The sequence below is a fragment of the Vibrio sp. V08_P9A1T1 genome (assembly GCF_963874405.1).
Classification (GTDB): domain Bacteria; phylum Pseudomonadota; class Gammaproteobacteria; order Enterobacterales; family Vibrionaceae; genus Vibrio; species Vibrio anguillarum.
Map to the genome: position 1 here is coordinate 1 of NZ_CAWNIB010000125.1, position 5,105 is coordinate 5,105.

At 45.2% G+C, this 5,105-nt stretch carries 4 protein-coding genes, 1 riboswitch and 1 other annotated feature; all 4 genes read right to left on the reverse strand.

Annotated features, from left to right (window positions below):
• A partial coding sequence (locus AACT21_RS06310) for an aminotransferase class I/II-fold pyridoxal phosphate-dependent enzyme (protein ID WP_254917195.1) occupies positions 1-451 on the reverse strand: 451 nt, incomplete at its 3' end.
• Positions 451-1,749, reverse strand: a complete 1,299-nt coding sequence (gene hisD / locus AACT21_RS06315; RefSeq protein ID WP_094164068.1) for a histidinol dehydrogenase — start codon at positions 1,747-1,749, stop codon at positions 451-453. The genes hisD and AACT21_RS06310, both read right to left, overlap by 1 nt.
• A gap of 5 nt (positions 1,750-1,754) precedes the next feature.
• A complete protein-coding gene (gene hisG / locus AACT21_RS06320) occupies positions 1,755-2,651 on the reverse strand; it encodes an ATP phosphoribosyltransferase (RefSeq protein ID WP_026027608.1) in 897 nt (298 codons plus the stop codon).
• Positions 2,652-2,704: 53 nt separating this feature from the next.
• Positions 2,705-2,841 (reverse strand) — a sequence feature (His leader region).
• A gap of 193 nt (positions 2,842-3,034) precedes the next feature.
• Positions 3,035-4,636 carry a Na+/H+ antiporter NhaC family protein gene (locus AACT21_RS06325; protein ID WP_026028031.1) on the reverse strand — a complete coding sequence of 534 codons (1,602 nt, stop codon included), beginning with the start codon at positions 4,634-4,636 and terminating at the stop codon, positions 3,035-3,037.
• A 116-nt stretch (positions 4,637-4,752) separates the two neighbouring features.
• A riboswitch (Lysine riboswitch) is annotated at positions 4,753-4,936 on the reverse strand.
• Positions 4,937-5,105: the final 169 nt, after the last annotated feature.

Below are 5,105 nucleotides of genomic sequence, written 5' to 3' on the forward strand. Positions count from 1 at the left end.
AACTGTAGACGCGTGTACATAGGTGTACACATGGCGAGGCGTAGGCAGCGGAAGATGGTTTTAAAAGAAAAGGGAGTACAGAAAATTCTACGCAGAGTAGATCGGCGAGAGCGAGAGGTGTATATAAGAGACAGCCATAAGTCGGCGGACAGTATAAAATAGCGTCTTGATTGGGCTCACAAAAGGCGCGGATCAAAAGTTCAATCCCTTCATCGGCACCACGTGAGGTCAACACCTGCTCTGGCTGTACCTTAGCATAAGCCGCATACGCATCGATCATAGCTTTGGGTTGGCAATCACTGTAACGGTTCAAACGTACAAAATCGGTTTTGTACTCATTATTGAATGGCGATTCGTTGGCATTGAGCCACACATCACCACTGCCGCCAATACGGCGAGCCGATAAGTAAGGTTTTAGTGCTTGAATTTGCTTACGAGCCAGTTTTTCCATTATTTTTTCGCCTTTTGCAATTTTTCGACTCGAATGGTGACCGCACGTTTGTGTGCATCCAATCCTTCAGCTTCTGCCATTGTGACCACGGTTGGCGCTAACCCTTGTAAGCCCTCTGCGCTGAGTTCTTGCACCGTCATGCGCTTACTAAAATCAGCTAAACCAAGGCTAGAATAAGTACGCGTGTAACCGTATGTTGGCAAAACGTGGTTCGTACCCGAAGCGTAGTCACCGGCTGATTCTGGTGACCACTCACCTAAGAAAATTGAGCCGGCGTTATCAAGTAACGGCAACAGCTCACGAGGGTTCCGCGTTTGCACAATTAAGTGCTCAGGACCGTAGTAGTTCGAGATAGAAACCGCTTGGGTCAAAGACTCAGCGATGATAATCAAACTAGAAGCCAAGGCTTTTTCTGCAATGGCGGCGCGAGATAAGCTTTTTAGCTGCTTTTGCACTGCATCTGTTACTTGATCGGCAATCACCGCTGAAGGGGTCACTAACACAACTTGTGAATCAGGTCCGTGCTCAGCTTGGCTAAGCAGATCTGCCGCGATAAAATCGGCATCAGCCGTATCATCAGCAATCACCAACACTTCCGAAGGACCCGCTGGCATATCAATCGCTGCACCGCGAAAATCATTGCTCACTTGACGTTTTGCTTCTGTCACGTAGGCATTACCGGGGCCGAAGATTTTGTCTACTTTAGCAACGGATTTAGTCCCATAAGCCATTGCTGCAATCGCTTGACCACCACCAATGTTGTACACCTCATCAATGTTACACAGCTTGGCCACGTAGAGGATTTCGTCCGCAATCGGTGGCGGTGAGCAGAGCACCACTTTACGACACCCTGCAATTTGTGCAGGAACACCCAACATTAATACGGTAGAAGGTAAAGGCGCACTGCCTCCGGGAATGTACAAGCCTACCGTATTAATTGGACGCGTGACTTGTTCACACACCACTCCCGGCTGCGTTTCCACTTTGATCGGTTGCAGCTTTTGTGCTTTATGGAACTTAGTAATGTTCTCATAAGCTTGTTGAAGCGCTTGTTTCATCTTGTCAGAAAGACGCTCACACGCCGCATCAATCTCACCACTTGAAACGCGAATTGAATCCGGTTTCACGCGGTCAAATTTTTCAGTTAACTCAATTAAAGCTTGGTCACCTTGCGCTTTTACCTGCGCAATCACGGCGCTCACGGCAACAGTGACATTGGCTCCTTCAGTAATGGCCGGGCGTTCTAAAATTGAATCTTGCTGAGTTTCACTCAACGATTGCCAAACGACAGTTCTCATCGCCGTTACTCCATCATTTTATCGATAGGTAAAACCAAAATAGAACTCGCCCCTAATGCTTTTAGGCGCTCCATGGTTTCCCAAAATAGGTTCTCGGTACTGACCACATGTACTGCAACACGATTTTTCTCCGCCGATAAAGGCAGCACTGTTGGGTCTTCCGCTCCCGGAAGTAAGTCTTTAATCGCTTCTAATTGATCAACCGGGGCATGCAGCATGATGTATTTGGACTCTTTGGCTTGAATCACGCCTTGCATACGCGTCAATAAACGAGCAATCAATGCTTGCTTATCTTCACTGAATTCACCTTGACGCTGAATGAGTGTTGCTTTGGACTGGAAGATAACTTCAGCCTCTTTGAGGCCATTCGCTTCTAATGTTGCGCCGGTAGAAACAAGGTCAGCAATCGCATCAGCTAAGCCAGCTCGTGGCGCAACCTCAACAGAGCCTGTGAGCACACAAGTGCTAAAATCAATGCCCTTTTCATCCATGTACGCTTTGAGTAGCTGCGGATAAGTTGTGGCGATGCGTTTACCCGCCAAATCTTGAGGACCGTTGTATTGCTGATCTTTATTGATCGCGATGGATAAACGGCAGCCACCAAAATCAAGACGGCGCAGTGAAACAAACTCACTTTTCTTATTTTGTGACAAGCGTTCTAAACGCACCTCTTCCAGTTCATTCTCACCAATGAAACCGAGATCAACCACACCGTCCATCACCAGCCCGGGTATGTCGTCATCACGCACTAGCAGTAGGTCGATCGGCATATTGAGAGAGTGAACGACAAGACGCTCACCCATGATATTGAATTTCACGCCGCATTTTTTAAGTAGGTCTTGGCACTCTGAGCTCAAGCGGCCTTTCTTCTGGATGGCAATTCTTAGGCGTTGTGTTTGCATGACAATTTCCCTGTGCAATGTATTGAATGTATTTGGAATTGAGTTAAAGCAAAATGAAAAAACCCTCGGGAGATTTGCGTTCTCCCGAGGGTTTTAATCTAAATGCTTTGACTTAACCACCGGGAGTTTCCTGCCTCCCGGGTATGCGTACATCTCCCCGAAAGATTATTTAGGGTGATGGTGATGATGAATGTTCATTACAAAATTACGCATACTTATCAGCTCTTATTGGTTTGCTGTCTTGACTCCACACTAACCAAGCTGATGTTCTTTTTCAACTAAAAATTTTGCTTTTTTAAAATCTTTTTTCGCCGTCGTGCACCAGTAATAAAAAAGGGAAACTTTCGTTTCCCTTTTATCAACTCTATTTAACCAAAATACGGCTACAACGTCTCGCAATGTGTCATTTTTGATTTCGCCATAGCGGCCATAATCATGCACACAATGATAAATGCAACAGAAGCACAAGCCAACGAGATCAGCACTGACGCTGTCATTCCTAAAACAACAAAACCGACACTCGAAACCAAGGCCGTAGCCAGTGCATAAGGCAATTGTGTCGCAACGTGATCGATATGGTTACAACGCGCGCCTGTCGACGATAAAATGGTGGTGTCAGAAATAGGAGAACAGTGGTCACCAAAAACGGAACCGGCGAGCACCGCGCTCAGCATAGGGAGTATTAGAGCGATATCGGTCGCCGCGGCCATATCTCCAGCAATGGGCAACATGATGCCAAACGTTCCCCAAGAAGTGCCGGTTGAAAACGCCATCACACCCGATAGTAAGAATAAGATGACCGGTAGCCAATGCGGATCAATATTACCTTGAACCAAAGATGACATATACGCACCGGTTTTCATGTCCCCAATAACAGAGCCAATTGTCCAGGCAAAAATCAGGATCAAAATCGCACCAAACATCGATTTAGCACCGATCCACAATGTATTACTGATGTCATTCATTGGCAGCTTTTGCTTAAACACGGTAAACAGAGCCATCGCCAAGCCAACTAGCCCGCCGTAAATCAATGAAGCGCCGACATTGGTGTTTTCAAACGCACCCAGTAGATCAAATGCTTTACCGTCTGCGGCTAAAGATTGACCACCCGTAAATAACATGGCTGAAACCGTTGCAATGATGAGTAATACGATAGGCAGAACCAGATCCAACACTTTGCCATGTTCGCTCTCTTTGATATCAAGCTCTTCATTTAACTCATGTGCGTCTTGGCTATCGTTTTCATTTGCGTCGTCAAATCCACGGCCTTGGGAGGCATTAATTTCATGCTGGCGCATTTGACCAATATCTAATTGGAACCACACCACCGCAAACACCATCAGTAATGCAAAAATGGCATAAAAATTCATTGGTACTAAACGCATGTACGCGCCCAATGCCGAATATTCGGTAATCCCGTGAGAAACGAGAATACCGCCAATAATCGTCATAATGTACGCGCCCCAGCTAGAAGCTGGCATCACAACGCACATTGGTGCTGCAGTTGAATCAAGGATATAGGCAAGTTTAGCGCGAGATACATAAAAGCGGTCTGTCACAGGGCGAGAAATAGAACCTACGGCTAAACTGTTAAAATAATCATCAACGAAAATAAACACACCCAAAAATGCCGCCAGCAGTTTTGAGCCACGTTTACTTTTTACGCGGACTTGTGCCCATTCGGCAAAAGCACGAGTACCGCCAGACAAAGTTAATAGCGCGGTCATCATACCTAATAAAAGCAAAAATCCGACGATACTCATATTCCAAGTGTTAATGCCGCCATCAGCAACAAAGACGCTTGATACCTTAGTAGCAACATAACTGAATGCACTGCCAAAAGAATAATCCGCGAGTAATACCGCGCCTAATACAATACCGACACCTAATGAAACAAGTACTCTGCGTGTAAGAACAGCCAAACTTAATGCTACCAGAGGCGGTAACAGCGACAGAGGAGATGATGCAAAATCGATTAAATTCATGATCTTCAAAAACCAGTAAGTAAATGGTTAGAGATCTACTGCAGACAAATTACGAGCTAAGATAACCACGTAATTCATGTTGAACTAAGCGAAAGGGAAGCGAACACTTCACCCAACCCTACAGTAGCGCTCCATAGTTTAAAAAAAGAATAGACTATGGCAGTGTTGTTCCTATTCGAATACAACCCCAGCAAGCTGCTTTAATGTGCATACTTACTTCGGCGATAAAACCTTTCACTTTTGTTCATTGGCATTACCCCAACAAAAGTTACTATTTTTTACCGCACCTCTACGTCAAAGAAAGTACAATAAATCACCGTTATTAAGTCATTTTAACAATGATAAATGTCTTACTTCGCTTTAGGTAAATGACATTGTACTTAACAACGAATGCATTGCAACCGATCATGTCATCAAAGTGCATCAATTATTGGTCACATTCATTAAGAAACATTGAGACTTCTTTCAT

Coding starts and splice junctions, on each gene's coding strand:
- hisD (WP_094164068.1), bottom strand. CDS start 1,749: ATGAGAACTGTCGTTTGGCAATCGTTGAGTGAAACTCAGCAAGATTCA.
- hisG (WP_026027608.1), bottom strand. CDS start 2,651: ATGCAAACACAACGCCTAAGAATTGCCATCCAGAAGAAAGGCCGCTTG.
- AACT21_RS06325 (WP_026028031.1), bottom strand. CDS start 4,636: ATGAATTTAATCGATTTTGCATCATCTCCTCTGTCGCTGTTACCGCCT.